The organism is Blautia sp. XA-2221, from assembly GCF_028767025.1.
Classification (GTDB): domain Bacteria; phylum Bacillota; class Clostridia; order Lachnospirales; family Lachnospiraceae; genus Blautia_A.
The window spans coordinates 73,224-90,320 of the sequence record NZ_JAJQXX010000003.1; the positions used below are offsets into that span (position 1 = coordinate 73,224).

Genomic DNA, 17,097 nt, shown 5'->3' on the forward strand with positions numbered 1-17,097 from the left:
TACAAAACTTGTTTATTATATGAGGTGAGAAACATGAAAAAACGAATTGTATGTCTGATGTTAGCAGTTATGATGATGGGCACACAGGTTACTACTGTAAGCGCTTCCAGAGAGGAAGAGCTGAGAGATGAGCAGGCATGGACAAGCGCACAGCTTGATGCTACATATTCCCAGATCGATCAGCTTTATGCAGCTAAGGAGCAGCTTCAGAACGAAATTGCTACACTGGACGCGAATCTTGTAAATGTCATGGTCTCCATTCAGACTCTGGAAGGAGATATCAGCAATAAGCAGGCCGATATCGAGCAGACACAGTCAGATCTTCAGAAAGCTCAGAATGCAAAAGATAAACAGTATGAAGCTATGAAAAAGCGTATTCAGTATCTTTATGAGAAAGGCGGAAATGATGCATGGTTCCAGATGATGGTAAATGCAGAGAATCTTTCCGAGCTTCTTACAAAAGCTGAGTATACACAGAAGATGTATGATTATGACAGACAGAGCCTTGAAAAATACGCAAATACAATTGAGCAGGTAACTAAGCTTGGTGATAAATACCAGCAGGAAAAAGCAGAACTGGAAGGAATGAAGCAGGAATATGAGGCTGAATCAGTAAACCTTCAGACTGCAATTGACGAGAGAAGAGCAGTTTCTGCGGACTGTGATAATGAGATTGCATACGCTCAGCAGATGGCAAATGAGTATGCAGCCCTGATCGAGCAGCAGCAGGCAGAAATTGAACAGCTTGAAGCAGAGAGAATCGCAGCCGAGGAAGAGGCAAGACGTCAGGCAGAGCTTGCAGCAGCAGAAGAGGCGGCTCGTCAGGAAGCTGAAGAATCAGAAGAAGATGAAGAACCTGTTTATGATGAAGAGGGCAACGAAGTAGACGCTGAAGATGCTCTGGAAAACGGTGAAACTCTTTACGATGAAGAGGGAAATGAAATCGATCCTGACTCTGTTACAGACGAAGAGGAAAGTGACGGGGAAGTTGAGTACGATGAGTACGGAAATGTAATTGACAGTGATAATACAGTAGATCCGGAAGATTACCAGAGTTCAGGCTCAGGCTCAGGTTCTGCGGTAGTTGATTTTGCAACACAGTTTGTAGGAAATCCATATGTATGGGGCGGAACAAGCCTTACTGACGGTGCAGATTGCTCCGGGTTTGTACAGAGTGTATATGCAAACTTTGGTGTAAGCCTTCCTAGAACTTCCTATGAGCAGCAGAATGCAGGAACAGAGGTTTCTTATGCTGATGCGCAGCCAGGTGACCTGATCTGCTATGGCGGACATGTTGCAATTTATATGGGCGATGGAAAAATTGTACATGCATCCAATGCAAAAGACGGTATTAAGATCAGTAATGATGCAACCTACAGAACCATTCTGTCTGTAAGACGTCTGGTGTAATAGTAAATATAATTAAGATATGATTTATGGTGAGGGTACTGAAAATATAAGTTTTCAGTACCCTTGTTTTGTCAGGTGTGTTCACTGTTCTTGTTTACAGAAGCCTGAAAACCTGTTCTGCACTGGAGCGCATATTATATTTTGCGGTTTCTGTATCCATGGATTCTTTCAGAGTGGTGATTCCCCTTACTATGGGAAAGAAAGCATCAATACCCGCCTGGTTGCAGGCTGATGCTTCATTTGCCCCTCTCCGGTAACTACAATATCTGCATTTTTTATTTTATCTTCCAGATTAATTGCATTCAGAAGCAGCTGGACGCCGGGAGTAAGCCTGCCGTTTAGATAACTTAAAAAAGCAAATCCAAGTCCGCCGGCTACCCCGGCACCCTTTGCCAGTGAATGAGCTTTTCCGGTCAGAGCAGCAGTAACCTCTGCATCAGGATGCGCAGCCAGAATGTCGGCCTTTACTGCAGTTCCGGTTTCCATGGAAGTCATACTTCCTTTAAAAGAATTCACTGCAACAACTTTCATATTGAAATCCTCCTGCGAGTATACGTGAATTTTATATATGCATTTTACCACGGGAAAAATCTGAGGTATATGTTGTAAAAGAAAAATATCCGGGATTTTTTGTGTTCAGGGAGAATATAAAGACTGTTATTCTTGCGATAAATATGGATTGTTTGTATAATAAAAGAAATCAGAGCCTATAAAAAGAATCAGAGAGAAACAGTTACTGTTCATAATATCGCTCAAAATTCAGATGTGGCATTTACATAACATAAAGGAGTTCGGACTTGAAAAGTTTACAGGAAGACTTAAAAACAGGAAATTTTAAACAGGCGTATCTTTTGTTTGGAGAAGAGGCTTATCTCAGACAACAGTATAAGGATAAGTTGATACAGGCATTGAATCCGGATGGAGATACCATGAATTTTACCAGATATGAAGGGAAGGGAATAGAGGTCCGTGAAATGATCGACCTTTGTGAAACCATGCCCTTTTTTGCAGAGAACAGGGTGATACTTGTGGAAAACTCCGGATTTTTTAAGAATAAATGTGAAGAACTTGCTGATTACATGAAAACACTTCCTGATTATATACGAATGATCTTTGTAGAAGAGGAAGTGGACAAGCGAAGCCGTATGTATAAGGCTGTAAAAGCCTGCGGACGTATTACGGAATTTGCCAGACAGGACGAAAAATCTCTGATGCGCTGGGCGGCAGGAATTCTGGGAAAAGAAGGTCGGAAAATCAGAACCTCAGATATGGAACTTTTTTTTACAAAAACAGGAACCGATATGGGAAATATCCGTATGGAGCTGGAAAAGCTGATCGCTTACACTCAGGGACGGGACATTGTCACATCAGAGGATATTGAGGCAGTGTGTACCACCCAGACTGCAAACAAGATTTTTGACATGGTACGCGCAGTAACAGAAAGAAACCAGAAACGGGCATTGGAGCTGTATTATGATCTGCTGACTTTGAAAGAACCGCCCATGAGGATCCTTTTTCTGTTGGCAAAACAGTTTCACCAGCTTTTCCTGGCAAAAAAAATGGCAGAGGAGGGAGTGGCTCAGCCGGAAATTGCTTCCCGATTAGGGGTGCCGTCCTTTGTTGCAAGAAATATTTCTGCCTGCGCCCGTTCCTATTCTTCGAAAGAACTTCGGAAAGCAGAGGAAGATTTTGTGGAGGCAGAAGAAGCTGTGAAAACAGGGCGGCTTCAGGATGTGCTGAGTGTGGAGCTTCTGATCGTAAAATACAGTTCTGCGCGGTGAGAAAACTGTCTTGATAAAATAAGATGGAACACAGAGAAGTATTTTATAAAAGAAAATCAAAGAGTGAATAAAAATATATAAAAAACCGTGCGAAAGCGCGGCTTTTTTATGTCCTTTACAGGTGTCTTGACACCTATCAAGTTTGGTGGTATACTTGCAAAAAAATGTTAAGAATATCCAAAGATTATGTAAAGAAAACCGCTCAGGTGTCGGCAAATGGCAGCTGTGGGGTGCGAGGGAAAAAATGAAAGAATATTATGATGTGATCATTGTGGGAACCGGTGCAGCAGGCCTTTATTGTGCCCTGAACCTTCCGGAAAGAAAGAATATCCTGATGATCACAAAAAAGGAAGCAGATCAATCTGATTCTTTTCTGGCTCAGGGCGGAATCTGTATGCTCAGAGGCGAGGATGACTACGAAGATTATTTTGAGGATACCATGCGGGCCGGACATTATGAAAATAATAAAAAGGCAGTGGATCTGATGCTCAGAAGTTCCAACAGTATTATCCGGGATCTTCTGATGAGAGAGGTGGATTTTGAGAGAAATGAAAAAGGAGATCTGGAATTTACCAGAGAAGGCGCTCACTCTCAGCCGAGAATCCTTTTTCACAAGGACATTACAGGTAAAGAGATCACCTCGAAACTGCTGGCTCAGGCACAAACCAGAGAAAATATTGAAATTGTTGAATATATGACAATGGTAGATCTGATTTCCGCAGATAATATCTGCGGCGGAGTTGTCGCCATGGACGAACAGGATGAAATTTACGAAATCCGCGCTCCTTATGTGGTACTTGCCTGCGGAGGTCTCGGCGGTCTGTATAAGAATTCTACAAATTTTCCGCATATTACAGGCGATGCGTTAGGCATTGCCATGAAGCATGGAGTTATGCTGGAAAACATTGATTACATACAGATCCATCCCACAACTTTGTACTCCCAAAAGCCCGGAAGACGTTTCCTGATCTCGGAATCAGTAAGAGGAGAAGGCGCTTATCTTTATGATAAAAACGGTCAGCGTTTTACAAATGAACTTCAGCCGAGAGATCTTCTGAGTCAGGCGATTTTTTCTCAGATGGAAAAGCAGGATACAGAATTTGTCTGGGAGGATATGAGACCACTGGGAGAAACTGCGATTATGAAGCACTTTCCCAATATTTTCAGCAGATGTCTGGAGGAAGGCTTTGATGTAAGAAAAGAACCGATTCCTGTAGTTCCTGCCCAGCATTATTTTATGGGAGGAATTAAAGTCAATCTGGGAAGCAGAACCTCCATGCAGGGACTTTATGCCTGCGGAGAAACCAGCTGCAATGGTGTTCATGGAAAGAACCGTCTTGCCAGCAATTCTCTTCTGGAATCTCTTGTATTTGCAAGAAGGGCAGCTGATGATATATTGTTTGGGAAAAAGCCGGAGCCATGCCGGGCCGGCGCAGTAGACCGAAAGGCATATGAGGACCGGGAAAATCTTATGGCGGGATACCGTACAGTGATTTTAAATGAAATTGAAAGGATGAAAAAAAGTCATGAATGAAATTACAATGAAAATGCAGGCAGACGAGCTGATTATGATGGCTCTGAGAGAAGATATTACAAGTGAGGATGTTTCTACAAATGCTGTTATGCCAAAGGCACAGAAAGGAACGGTTGACCTGATTGCCAAAGAGGACGGAGTGATGGCAGGTCTTCAGGTTTATGCAAGGGTATTTACACTTCTTGATGACAAAACAGAAATTGAATTTTTCTGTGAAGATGGAGAGGAAGTAAAAAACGGACAGCTCCTTGCAAAGGTAACAGGAGATATCCGTGTGCTTCTTTCCGGCGAACGTGTGGCTCTTAATTATCTTCAGAGAATGAGTGGAATTGCTACCTATACAAGAGAGGTGACAAAACTTCTTGAAGGAAGCAATCTTACCCTTCTGGACACAAGAAAAACAACCCCTAACTGTCGTGTGTTTGAAAAATATGCAGTGCGTGTAGGTGGAGGAAACAATCACAGATACAATCTTTCTGACGGAGTGCTCCTGAAAGATAACCACATCGGCGCAGCAGGAAGCGTTGCAAAAGCAGTTACCATGGCAAAGGCCTACGCTCCCTTTGTCCGCAAAATTGAAATCGAGGTAGAATCTCTGGAACAGGTAAAAGAGGCTGTTGAGGCAGGAGCTGATATTATTATGCTGGATAATATGACTCCGGAACAGATGAAAGAGGCAGTAGAGCTTATTGACGGAAGAGCGGAGACAGAATGTTCAGGAAATGTCACAAAAGAAAATATTGCCAGAATCCGTGAGGTGGGCGTTGATTATGTTTCCAGCGGCGCACTTACTCATTCTGCTCCGATTCTTGATATTTCCATGAAAAATCTTCATGCGATCTGAGAGGAGGGAAAGCATGAATACCTCTGAGAGGAGAAAAGAGATTCTGAAAACGCTTCAGAGCTCGGATTTTCCGGTGGCAGCCAGAGAACTTGCGGCAAAATTTGGCGTAAGCCGTCAGGTGATCGTTCAGGATATGGCGGTGATACGAGCGTCAACACCGGGAATCCTTTCCACTACAAAGGGTTATACCATACAGCAGGAAAATAGCTGTACAAGAGAATTTAAGGTTCGTCACAGCCAGGAACAGGCAGCGCAGGAACTGAATCTGATCGTGGACTGCGGAGGACGTGTCAAAAATATCAGCATCAGCCATCGTGTATATGGACGTGTTTCGGCAGAAATGGATATTCGTTCCAGGCATGATGTAACGGAATTTGTAGAAGCTTTGAACAGCAGTCATTCTACAGTTCTGAGCAACGCCACTTCAGGTTATCATTATCATTTAGTGGAAGCGGAAAGTCAGCAGAGATTGGATCTGATCGGTCGTCAGCTGGAGAACGCAGGACTGTTGGCACCTTTGCAGCCCTGGGAAAAGAAAGAGAAAAAGGAGAACATAAGATGACAGTAGCGGAGTTACAGGCAGAGATCATTCGCCTGAAAAAAGAAAAAAACATCTGTATTCTGGCACATGCCTATCAGGGACATGAGATTCTGGAGGTTGCGGATTATACAGGAGATTCTTACGGATTAAGCGTAGAAGCCACAAAAAGTCACTGCAGCGGCATGATCATGTGCGGTGTTCGGTTTATGGCTGAAACCTGCAAGATTCTGAATCCTGATAAAAGAGTCTGGCTGGCAAATCCGGCAGCAGGCTGTCCTATGGCTGAGCAGCTTGATGTTCAGAGTCTCCGCCAGCTGAAGAAGAAATATCCAGGCTATGTGGTTGTAGCATACATAAACACCACTTCAGAGCTGAAAACAGAGTGCGACGTATGTGTGACCTCAGCTTCTGCACTGGAAATTTGTAAAAAGCTTGATAATGACAAGATTCTGTTTATTCCGGATCCTAATCTTGGACATTTTGTGGCAGAACAGCTTCCGGAAAAGACTTTTGCTTTTTATGACGGAGGATGTCCGCATCATAAGAGGATTACCGGACAGGAGGCAGAAAAAGCAAAAGCTGCTCATCCGAACGCCCTTCTTCTTGTGCATCCGGAGTGCTGTCCGGAGGTGACGCAGCAGGCCGATTATGTGGGTTCTACAACAGGAATTATGGCGTACGTAGAAAAATCGGATGCAGAAGAATTTATTATCGGAACAGAAAACAGTATTGTAGAACATCTGCAGTTCTCCTATCCGGACAAAAAGTTTTATCCTTTGTCTGTTTCTCTTACATGCATGGACATGAAAGTTACTACTTTAATGGATGTTTATAATTGCCTGAGAGGAACTGCTGGAGAAGAAATCGAGCTTTCGCAGGAAATAATGGAAGGCGCAGGAAGATGCATCAGAAAAATGGTTGAATAAAAAATATATATTTATATATGGCAAAGGGAAGTGCGAAAGCGCTTCCTTTTGTTGTCTGGAAAAACGGAACCGGAAATTTTCCGAACATATAAAAAATAATATTTATCACTTACAGATATAATACTCAGACGTAAAATTACAAATAAAAGATTAAAAAGGTAATTACGATAAGAAAATCAAAAAAAGATTTTATTTACAGCGTTGCCGATTGCGGCAGGGATGCTGCTGATGGTTTTCGGTGTGGCCTGGTAACTCTTATGACGACAGAAAAGCCTGAGGGAATTTTGAAGACGTATTTTTTTGTAGTGGAACAAAAGAACTGACAGAGGGATGAAAAAGGATCTTATAAGATTATTATAGATGGGAGAGGGGGCAAATACATAAAAAGACAGTCACATGACGGTTGTGACTGTCTTTTTTAATTATAAGCTTATAATTAAAAATAAAAGGCGTTTCTATTAGCCGATGTTGTTTACGGCTTTTGTTAAACGGGAAACTTTTCTTGCACAGTTATTTTTGTGGTAAACACCTTTGGATGTAGCTTTGCTGATTGTAGCAATTGCCTCGTTAAGTGCAACCTGTGCAGCAGCCTTGTCGTTATTCTGAACTGCAGCTTCTACCTTTTTGATGGAAGTTTTAACAGCAGAACGGATAGACTTATTTCTCGCAGCTTTAGTTCTGTTTACTAAGATTCTTTTCTTTGCAGATTTAATGTTAGCCAATGTGGACACCTCCATTTCGAGTTTTTTGATAAATTGCTACAGGAACAGACACGGGCGCTCCTGTAAACATGCTTATTTATTTTAGTATACATATTCTGGAATGTCAATACATAATTCTCATAAAAATGTAAATCTTATAGAAAAAGAGTTTTTAATTGCTTTATACACAGTATAACGCTGGAATTTGTTTCAGATGTTACGGGAAAATGAGAGTATTATTTGTATGACATCGGACCAAACTGGGTGTATAGCGGAAAAGAAGATACTACCAATATTATTTACAGGTATGGAGGGAAAAATGTTAGGAAACAGCAGAATCAGAACCGATCTGGCTCTTGAAGCAACGGAAAGTTTTTCGCAGGGAAGTACGGAGCTTCGGGGAGTGGAAGTGAAAGAACAATATGACGAAGAGAGGGATATCCGAACCACGGTTGTAAAAATAACCACAGAAAACGGAGCGAAGGCTATGGGACGGCCTCAGGGAACTTATATTACCATAGAAGCGCCTGATCTTTCGGCTTCTGATGAGGATTATCACAGGGAAATCTCAGAAGAGATTGCGCGCCATCTGAGAAAACTTGTCAATCTGAAAAGGGAGACATCGGTTCTTGTGGTAGGTCTGGGAAATCAGGCTATTACAGCAGATGCCCTTGGACCTCATGTGATAGATAACCTCAGAATGACCCGTCATATTATCAGAGAATACGGACTTAAAAGCACGGAAAAGGAAATTTTGCACCGGGTCAGCGGACTTGCCCCGGGAGTTATGGCTCAGACGGGAATGGAAACTTCTGAAATTGTAATGGGTGTGGTAGCAGAGACAAAACCGGATCTTGTGATTGCAGTGGATGCTCTGGCAGCCCGCAGCATCCGAAGACTGAATAGAACGGTGCAGATTACGGACACGGGTATCCATCCCGGTTCAGGGGTAGGAAATCACAGGATTGGACTTACTGAAGAAAATCTTCAGGTAAAAGTCATTGGAATCGGAGTTCCCACAGTAGTAGATGCGGCGACCATTGTCCATGATTCTATGGAACATCTTCTGGACGCGCTGGAAGAACAGGAGCAGAAAGAGTTTCTGGAGGAAATGATCGCACCAAACCTTTACAGTATGTTTGTTACGCCAAAGGATGTGGATGAAACTGTTAAATACTTAAGCTTTACTATATCAGAGGGACTGAATATGGCTTTTTCGGGAGTTTGATGAAAAGCGATAGATTTCTGCAGGCATAAAGTATGCGGATGCCGTAAATGATCCGAAATATATTATTGAGAAAGAATTTAACAGTAATATATTTCCGGAAATACAGGGTTATAATCATATCATGTTTGTCATAGGATTCTTTGAAAGAGGTGATTCCATGACAAAGCTCCAGAAAGTATCCTGTATTATTCTGAGTGTTTTCTTTTTTGCGGTTCTGCTGTTGGTTCCGGGACCGTTTTTTCTGCGGGGAAATGTGTACAGGCAGCTGCCGCTTTACTGCTTTCTGGAGGAAGAGGCAAGAAGTGTTCCTCAGAGAGAGGATCCGGAAACATATGAAAAACTTGTAGAAAGCAATGCAAAATACCTGGCTGATATGATGAAAGCGGAAAATCTTCAGTCAGGCAGCGATGCTATGGAGGGAAGAATGGAGACAGCTGATGAAGAAGAAAAAGGCAAATCGGAAGCGGATCTGACGGAAAATAAAAATCAGGAAGAAAAACCACAAGAATCGGACAGGCATTCTCAGGAGCAGCAGACGGCCGGAGAACGGAAAAACTCTGAGAAAGAGATGGTTCCCACATCGACTCCAGATGTGAATCAGGAAGCCGGTCCGCCGTCAGGTTCCGCATCAGACTCGAATGTGAACCAGGAAGCCGGTTCGGTTGTGACTGCTCAGCCTGCTCTTGCACAGATACAGCCTGCTCCTGTTATTGATCTGGCACCGGAGGCTCTGGCAGATTATGATTATCTGCTGAATAATTTTTTTATTGTGGACGAAGGCACGTCCACCAGTGCAGAACAGCTGAATGCCGCAGAATTTTTTGCCAATGATCTAACTGTAAAAAAGGATCCGCAGGTACCTCAGATTCTGATTTATCACAGTCACACTCAGGAAGCTTTTGCAGATTCCCGAGAAGGCGTGGTGGAGGATTCGATTGTGGGGGTGGGAAATTATCTGGCACAAATTCTTACAGAAACCTATGGATATCAGGTTCTTCATGTAACAGAAGAATTTGACCTTGCAGAAGGTGTGCTGGACAGAAATAAAGCCTATGACTATGCCCGGCCTTATATAGAGCGGATCCTGAAAGAAAATCCTTCTATAGAAGTAGTAATAGATCTGCACAGGGACGGTGTGGCGGAGGAACGCCATCTGGTAACAGAGATCAACGGCAAACCTACCGCGCAGATTATGTTTTTTAACGGACTCAGTTACACGGTGTCAGGCGGACCGGTAGATTATCTGCCAAATCCATACATACAGGATAATCTTGCTTTTTCTTTTCAGATGGAATACCAGGCTGCGCAGTATTATCCGGATTTTTACAGGGGGATTTATCTGTCCGGACTAAGATATAATCTGCATCTTTGCAGGAGAGCAGTCCTTCTGGAAGCCGGAGCTCAGACAAATACAGTTCAGGAGGTCAAAAATGCAATGGAACCTTTTGCTGATATACTGAACAGAGTTTTGACAGGGGAAAATAAAAATAGGTCTTGAAAATGTGAACGTATGTTTGTATAATAAAAACAGAAAAATAAGTGGCATATACTGCGGGGAAAGGCTTCGGAAAGCAGGGCTGACAACTGGACTTGATGAGGGCAGATATGCTATAATGGGGCACGATATAATGAAAATACACTGAGATAAGAGGAGGAAGACTGCGGAATGACAGATCAGAGCAAGATTCGTAATTTCTGCATTATTGCACATATAGACCATGGTAAGTCCACACTTGCCGACCGTATTATTGAAAAGACAGGACTTCTGACACAGAGGGAAATGCAGGCGCAGATCCTGGATAACATGGATCTGGAAAGGGAGCGCGGGATCACTATTAAATCCCAGGCAGTCCGTATTGTATATAAGGCAAAGGACGGAGAAGAATATATCTTTAACCTGATTGATACACCGGGACATGTGGATTTTAATTATGAGGTTTCCAGAAGCCTTGCGGCCTGTGACGGAGCAATCCTTGTGGTAGACGCTGCCCAGGGAATCGAGGCTCAGACACTGGCAAATGTTTACTTGGCTCTTGAACATAATCTGGATGTGCTTCCGGTGATCAACAAGATCGATCTTCCAAGTGCGGAGCCGGATCGTGTTATCAGTGAGATTGAGGATGTGATCGGACTGGAGGCAGAGGATGCACCAAGGATTTCTGCAAAAACAGGACTGAATATTGAGGATGTACTGGAACAGATCGTGGAGAAGATCCCGGCGCCGGAAGGAGATCCGGATGCTCCGTTAAAGGCTTTGATCTTTGATTCCATCTATGATTCCTATAAAGGTGTTATTGTATTCTGCAGACTGATGGACGGACGGATCAGGAAAGGCACAGAAGTAAAAATGATGGCAACAGGCTTTACAACAGAAGTTGTGGAAGTTGGATATTTCGGAGCCGGACGTTTCATTCCATGTGATGAGCTGTCTGCGGGAATGGTAGGATATTTTACAGCAAGTATCAAAAATGTCAGCGATACCCGGGTAGGTGATACTGTTACTGAAGTATCCAGACCGTGTGCAGAGGCGCTTCCGGGATATAAGAAAGTTCAGCCCATGGTTTACTGCGGCCTTTACCCGGCAGACGGCGCCAAATACGGAGATCTCAGGGATGCGCTGGAAAAGCTTCAGTTAAATGATGCCTCTCTGTTCTATGAACCGGAGACTTCTGTGGCTCTGGGCTTTGGTTTCCGATGCGGATTTCTGGGACTGCTTCATCTGGAAATCATTCAGGAGAGACTGGAGAGAGAGTATAATCTGGATCTTGTTACCACTGCTCCGGGTGTTATTTATAAGGTATATAAAACAAACGGCGAAGTGATCGAACTTACCAACCCGTCCAATCTTCCGGATCCTTCAGAAATTGAATATATGGAAGAGCCTATGGTAAACGCTGAGATCATGGTAACTACGGAATTTATCGGCGCGATCATGGATCTTTGCCAGGAACGCCGGGGACAGTATCTCGGCATGGATTATATGGAAGAAACTCGTGCGCTCCTGAAATATAAACTGCCTCTCAATGAGATTATTTATGATTTCTTTGACGCCCTGAAATCCAGATCCAGAGGATATGCATCTCTTGATTATGATCTCTGCGGTTATGAGCGCAGCGAGCTTGTGAAACTGGATATCCTTGTAAACAAGGAAGAAGTGGATGCTCTTTCCTTTATTGTCCATGCAGAAACTGCTTATGAAAGAGGACGTAAAATGTGCGAGAAGCTGAAAGAAGAAATTCCGAGACAGCTTTTCGAAATTCCTATTCAGGCAGCGATTGGAAGCAAGATTATTGCCAGAGAAACGGTTAAAGCCATGCGTAAAGATGTGCTTGCAAAATGCTATGGCGGTGATATCAGCCGTAAGAAAAAGCTTCTGGAAAAACAGAAAGAGGGAAAGAAGCGTATGCGTCAGGTAGGAAATGTGGAAATTCCTCAGAAAGCATTTATGAGTGTCCTGAAGCTGGATGAGAAATAAGAAATTCTGTGAAGGACAAGAACAGTGACAAACAGGTTACTGTTTACAGGGATGCGAACAGATTGAACAGTAACGTGAATAATCTGAACAGGTCTGAACCTGTCAGAATTGGAGATAGGAAATGAAAAAAAATACAGCAAGAAAGCTGGTTGTCGTTTCTGTGCTTCTGCTTTGTGTGTTTATGGCAGGATGTGGCTGCGGCAAAAAGAAAAAGGATCCTGCCACTCAGCAGGTTCTGAAGATCAGTATCACACCTGAGCCGTCGCCTTCGCCTGAACCGGATAAAATAGATCAGGATGCAGTTGTAAAAAATGGGAATATCACCATGGTAAATGAATATCTGATCAACAGAGGTAAGGCAGAAGAGAAAAAAACAGACAGCAAAACAGACGGGAACACGGAAAACACAGAAAACTCCGACCAGGAAACTGATAACGGCGGCGACACAGCAGACCAGGAGGACATCATTGAGGAATAAAGGGAAAAAACCTCTGGAACTTTATCTTCACATTCCTTTTTGTGTGAAAAAATGTGATTACTGTGACTTTCTTTCCGGCCCTTTCGGAGCAGAGAACAGGAAAGCATATACAGAGGCTCTTCTTAGAGAAATTCAGGCGCTTCCGGATGACCTGGACAGAGAAATTGTTTCTGTATTTACAGGAGGTGGAACTCCGTCTCTTCTGGATGCTCCGGATATGGAGCGGATTATGACAGCGCTCAGAGATAAGTTTGAGTTTTCTGAGAATGCGGAGATCACCATAGAAGCCAATCCCGGTACACTTTCTTCTGATAAGCTGGAAATATACCGGGCGTCCGGTATCAACCGTCTCAGTCTGGGGCTTCAGTCAACAGATAACAGGGAACTTCAGATTCTTGGAAGAATTCATACCTATGAAGAATTTCTGGAAAGCTATGAACTGGCAAGAACTGCCGGGTTTGACAATATCAATATTGATCTGATGTCAGCAATTCCGGAACAGACCTGTGAGAAATGGATACATAATCTGAGAACTGCAGCAGAGCTGAAGCCGGAGCATATATCTGCCTACAGTCTGATCGTAGAGGAGGGAACTCCTTTTGCACAGAGAGAATTGAAGCTTCCTGATGAAGAACAGGAGTATCAGATGTATGAAGATACGGCAGATATTCTGAAGAGCTATGGATTTGAACAGTATGAAATATCCAATTATGCGAAGAATGGATATGAGTGCAGACATAACCTGGGATATTGGAAAAGAACAGAGTATCTTGGTCTTGGACTGGGCGCGGCCTCTCTTACAGGCGAAGATTTATGGAAACACCTCTGTGGAGAGAGGAGCAGCGGAAACTTTGAAAGAGAGTGCATCAATGAAGAATACCGCAGTCCAGAACAGGCGGAATACCGGTTCTGCAATACCCGGAATATGCAGGAATATCTGGAAAACAGCAGAAATCCCCGGATGCTCCGCCGTGACATTGCTGTTTTGTCAGAAAAGGAACAGCAGGAAGAGTTTATGTTTCTTGGACTTCGGATGACAAAAGGCATTTCTGTTCAGGAGTTCAGGGAACGTTTTGGAAAAGAAATAGATGAAATTTACGGAAAAGTCCTGAGAAAATATGAAGCTATGGGATTTATGGAAAAAAGCAGTGGGTTCTGGCGTTTTACGCGAAAAGGAATTCATGTAAGCAATCACATTCTGTCAGATTTTTTGCAGGACTGACAGACTGAAATAAAAAAGATACAGAATCGAAGTGTATACAGGATAGAAAGTGGAGGAACAAATGGCTGAACATACAACAGGCAAAAAGTTTATCAGAATCCGCGGTGCAAATGTAAATAATCTGAAAAATCTCAGTGTGGATATTCCAAGAGATGAATTTGTGGTCCTGACAGGTGTCAGTGGATCCGGAAAATCCTCTCTGGCTTTTGATACCATTTATGCAGAAGGACAGAGACGTTATATGGAATCTCTTTCTTCCTATGCAAGACAGTTCCTGGGTCAGATGGAAAAACCGGATGTGGAAATGATCGAAGGACTTCCTCCTGCAATTTCCATTGACCAGAAATCTACCAACCGGAATCCACGTTCTACAGTAGGAACCGTTACAGAAATTTATGATTACCTTCGACTTTTGTATGCAAGAATCGGAATCCCTCATTGTCCAAAGTGCGGGAAAGAGATTAAAAAACAGACTGTGGATCAGATGGTGGATCATATCATGTCTTTGCCGGAGCGGACAAAGCTTCAACTGCTGGCTCCGGTAGTCAGAGGGCGGAAGGGAACCCATGTCAAGCTTCTGGAGCAGGCAAAGAGAAGCGGATTTGTCCGTGTCCAGATTGACGGAAGCATGTATGAGCTGTCAGAAGAGATTAAACTGGACAAAAATATCAAACATAACATTGAAATTATCGTAGACCGTCTTGTGGTAAAACCGGGAATCGAAAAAAGGCTGGCGGATTCCATTGAAACTGTTTTGGATCTTGCCGAGGGACTTCTCATGGTTGACACCATGGACGGAAATGTTCTGACTTTCAGCCAGAGTTTTTCCTGCCCGGACTGTCAGATCAGCATTGATGAGATAGAGCCCAGAAGCTTCTCTTTTAACAATCCTTTTGGAGCCTGCCCGGATTGCTACGGTCTTGGATACAAAATGGAATTTGATGAAGATTTGATGATCCCGGATAAATCTCTGAGCATTTCTCAGGGAGCCATTGCAGTGACAGGCTGGCAGTCATGTACGGACAAGGGGAGCTTTACAAGAGCCATTCTGGATGCTCTGGCAAATGAGTATGATTTCAGTCTGGACACACCTTTCCAGGATTATCCGCAGAAAATAAAAGACGTTCTGATCCATGGAACAGAGGGACGTTCTGTTAAGGTTCATTATAAAGGCCAGAGGGGCGAAGGCATTTATGATGTAGCGTTTCCGGGACTGATAAAAAATGTGGAGCAGAGATACCGGGAAACCGGTTCAGATGCTATGAAACAGGAATATGAAACCTTTATGCGGATCACACCATGTAAAACCTGTAAAGGTCAGCGTCTGAAAAAAGAAGCTCTGGCTGTTACAGTCGGTGATAAGAATATTTATGAGCTGACTGCCCTTTCCATAGAAAATCTTAAAAAATTTCTGTCTGAACTGAAGCTGACAGAGCAGCAGGAGCTGATCGGAAGGCAGATTTTGAAGGAAGTTCGGGCAAGAGTAGGATTTCTGGCAGAAGTAGGGCTTGATTATCTGTCGCTGGGGCGGGCTACATCAACACTTTCCGGAGGAGAGGCCCAGAGAATCCGTCTTGCAACTCAGATCGGCTCCGGTCTTGTAGGCGTGGCATACATTCTGGATGAGCCGAGCATCGGACTTCATCAGAGAGATAACGATAAGCTTCTGAAAGCACTGATGCGTCTGAGAGATCTGGGAAACAGTCTGATCGTGGTAGAGCATGACGAGGATACCATGCGGGCAGCGGATTGTGTTGTGGATATTGGTCCCGGAGCAGGAGAACACGGTGGAAAACTTGTGGCAATGGGAACCGCAGAAGATCTGATGAAAAATGAAAACTCCATAACAGGAGCTTATTTAAGCGGGAAATGCAAGATCCCGGTACCTGAAGAGCGGAAAAAGCCCACAGGATGGCTGAAGATCCGGGGAGCTTCAGAGAATAATCTGAAACAGGTGAATGTGGATATTCCCCTGGGAATCCTGACCTGTGTCACCGGTGTCAGTGGTTCGGGAAAAAGTTCTCTGATCAATGAAGTGCTTTATAAAACTCTGGCAAGAGATCTGAACAGAGCCCGTATCATTCCGGGAAAACATAAGGAAATACTGGGCCTGGAAGAGCTTGACAAGGTGATCAGCATCGATCAGTCGCCTATAGGAAGAACTCCCAGATCCAATCCGGCAACCTATACAGGAGTTTTTGATCAGATCCGAGATCTTTTTGCCTCCACGGCAGACGCCAAGGCAAGAGGGTATAAAAAAGGACGCTTCAGTTTTAATGTAAAGGGCGGAAGATGCGAGGCCTGCAGCGGAGACGGAATCATCAAGATAGAGATGCATTTCTTGTCAGACGTCTATGTTCCCTGTGAAGTCTGCAAAGGCAAGCGATATAATCGTGAAACTCTGGAAGTGAAGTATAAAGACAAAAATATTTATGATGTGCTGAATATGACGGTGGAAGAAGCCCTGGGATTTTTTGAAAATATCCCGTCTATCCGCAGGAAAATCCAGGCCTTATATGATGTGGGACTTTCCTATATCCGTCTGGGACAGCCGTCTACGGAACTTTCCGGAGGAGAGGCCCAGAGAATCAAGCTGGCAACGGAACTCAGCAGAAGAAGTACGGGACGGACTATTTATATTCTGGATGAACCTACCACAGGCCTTCATTTTGCTGATGTGCATAAACTGGTAGATATTCTGAAACGTCTGGCAGATGGCGGAAATACAGTAGTAGTGATCGAGCATAATCTTGATGTGATCAAAACAGCAGATTATATTATTGATATGGGACCTGAGGGAGGCGACCGGGGCGGCACAGTGATCGCGAAGGGCACTCCCGAGGAAATTGTAAAAATCCCGGAATCTTATACAGGACAGTACGTGGCCAGATATCTGGAGCCGTAAGCAGAGAACTGTCGGAGAGGTAAAGGCTTTTATTTTTCCGGAACAAAAACTG

13 protein-coding genes and 1 pseudogene are annotated in these 17,097 nt (G+C 43.6%); 12 read left to right on the top strand and 2 right to left on the bottom strand.

Going from position 1 to position 17,097, the window contains the following annotated elements:
* Positions 1-33 precede the first annotated feature (33 nt).
* A complete protein-coding gene (locus tag LU279_RS03710) occupies positions 34-1,410 on the top strand; it encodes a C40 family peptidase (RefSeq protein ID WP_274421224.1) in 1,377 nt (458 codons plus the stop codon).
* A 94-nt stretch (positions 1,411-1,504) separates the two neighbouring features.
* Here the strand turns inward: LU279_RS03710 and LU279_RS13455 are convergent.
* Positions 1,505-1,941: pseudogene (locus LU279_RS13455) on the bottom strand (glycerate kinase).
* A gap of 266 nt (positions 1,942-2,207) precedes the next feature.
* On the opposite strand from LU279_RS13455, the gene holA reads away from it, so the two are divergent.
* The 5 genes from holA to nadA all read left to right on the top strand — a co-directional run bounded on the left by holA (position 2,208) and on the right by nadA (position 7,036).
* Positions 2,208-3,191 (top strand): DNA polymerase III subunit delta, encoded by a 984-nt coding sequence (gene holA, locus LU279_RS03720; RefSeq protein WP_274421225.1) that lies wholly within the window; start codon positions 2,208-2,210, stop codon positions 3,189-3,191.
* Positions 3,192-3,435: 244 nt separating this feature from the next.
* Entirely contained in the window at positions 3,436-4,725 is a 1,290-nt protein-coding gene (locus LU279_RS03725; protein WP_274421226.1) for an L-aspartate oxidase, read from the top strand.
* Positions 4,718-5,569, top strand: a complete 852-nt coding sequence (nadC, locus tag LU279_RS03730) for a carboxylating nicotinate-nucleotide diphosphorylase (RefSeq protein ID WP_274421227.1) — start codon at positions 4,718-4,720, stop codon at positions 5,567-5,569. Before LU279_RS03725 ends, nadC begins: the two co-directional genes overlap by 8 nt.
* 13 nt (positions 5,570-5,582) lie before the next feature.
* Positions 5,583-6,131 (top strand): transcription repressor NadR, encoded by a 549-nt coding sequence (locus tag LU279_RS03735; RefSeq protein WP_138270771.1) that lies wholly within the window; start codon positions 5,583-5,585, stop codon positions 6,129-6,131.
* Positions 6,128-7,036: a quinolinate synthase NadA gene (gene nadA / locus LU279_RS03740; protein ID WP_274421228.1), complete on the top strand. Its 909-nt coding sequence runs from the start codon at positions 6,128-6,130 to the stop codon at positions 7,034-7,036. Before LU279_RS03735 ends, nadA begins: the two co-directional genes overlap by 4 nt.
* A gap of 458 nt (positions 7,037-7,494) precedes the next feature.
* On the opposite strand, the gene rpsT is transcribed toward nadA, so the two are convergent.
* On the bottom strand, positions 7,495-7,773 hold the full coding sequence (rpsT, locus tag LU279_RS03745; RefSeq protein ID WP_138270776.1) for a 30S ribosomal protein S20: 279 nt from the start codon (positions 7,771-7,773) through the stop codon (positions 7,495-7,497).
* A gap of 283 nt (positions 7,774-8,056) precedes the next feature.
* On the opposite strand from rpsT, the gene gpr reads away from it, so the two are divergent.
* The 6 genes from gpr (at position 8,057) to uvrA (ending at position 17,045) form a co-directional block, all read left to right on the top strand.
* On the top strand, positions 8,057-8,965 hold the full coding sequence (gene gpr / locus LU279_RS03750) for a GPR endopeptidase (RefSeq protein WP_274421229.1): 909 nt from the start codon (positions 8,057-8,059) through the stop codon (positions 8,963-8,965).
* A gap of 157 nt (positions 8,966-9,122) precedes the next feature.
* Positions 9,123-10,463 carry a stage II sporulation protein P gene (locus tag LU279_RS03755; protein WP_274421230.1) on the top strand — a complete coding sequence of 447 codons (1,341 nt, stop codon included), beginning with the start codon at positions 9,123-9,125 and terminating at the stop codon, positions 10,461-10,463.
* Between the two features lie 168 nt (positions 10,464-10,631).
* Positions 10,632-12,440: a translation elongation factor 4 gene (lepA, locus tag LU279_RS03760; RefSeq protein ID WP_274421231.1), complete on the top strand. Its 1,809-nt coding sequence runs from the start codon at positions 10,632-10,634 to the stop codon at positions 12,438-12,440.
* Between the two features lie 121 nt (positions 12,441-12,561).
* A complete protein-coding gene (locus LU279_RS03765) occupies positions 12,562-12,918 on the top strand; it encodes a hypothetical protein (RefSeq protein WP_274421232.1) in 357 nt (118 codons plus the stop codon).
* A complete protein-coding gene (gene hemW / locus LU279_RS03770; protein ID WP_274421233.1) occupies positions 12,908-14,140 on the top strand; it encodes a radical SAM family heme chaperone HemW in 1,233 nt (410 codons plus the stop codon). The genes LU279_RS03765 and hemW overlap by 11 nt, the downstream gene beginning before the upstream one ends.
* Positions 14,141-14,201: 61 nt before the next feature.
* Complete coding sequence (uvrA, locus tag LU279_RS03775) at positions 14,202-17,045, top strand: excinuclease ABC subunit UvrA (RefSeq protein ID WP_274421234.1); 2,844 nt, start codon at positions 14,202-14,204, stop codon at positions 17,043-17,045.
* Positions 17,046-17,097: the final 52 nt, after the last annotated feature.